The 451-nt window shown below is 72.5% G+C and carries 1 protein-coding gene; it reads right to left on the reverse strand.

Annotation, left to right across the window (positions count from 1 at the left end; translation table 11 throughout):
* Window positions 1-437: DUF6444 domain-containing protein (locus tag E1294_RS52215; RefSeq protein ID WP_181958695.1), on the reverse strand; the 437-nt coding region annotated here is incomplete at its 3' end.
* Window positions 438-451: the final 14 nt, after the last annotated feature.

The following is a 451-nucleotide window of genomic DNA, read 5'->3' on the forward strand; positions in this document are numbered from 1 at the left end:
ACCGTCGCGGGCATGTCCGCGCTGGTGACGCGGCCGCACCCGCCGCACCGGCAGCGATGCGCCCGGTGCTCGGTCACCGTCACGGTGACCAGGGGAATGTCGCGGACCTGGCGGCGCGAATGGCCGATGCTGTCGGTGGTCGACAGTTCCCTGCCGCATCCGCCACAGGCGGCCGGGACATGGTCTTCTACCTCGTCCGGGACCTCGACCATGGCCAGGCCACCTCCCGGCGCGCCAGGCTGGCGGCCCCGCTTGCGCCCGCTTGCGGGCGGCGGCTTCTTGTCCGGCCGGACGAAGGTGTCGCTGGACGGCGGTAACGAGGAGTTCCCCGAGTTGCGGCTCTGCCTGCGTTCCAGCTCCGCGACCCGCGCGCTCAGCCGCTCCACCGTCGCTTCAAGCCGCGCGATCGTCTCCCGCTGGGCCTCGATCGTGGCCATCTGCCGGACCACCA

The sequence above is a fragment of the Nonomuraea diastatica genome (assembly GCF_004349015.1).
Taxonomy (GTDB): domain Bacteria; phylum Actinomycetota; class Actinomycetes; order Streptosporangiales; family Streptosporangiaceae; genus Nonomuraea; species Nonomuraea diastatica.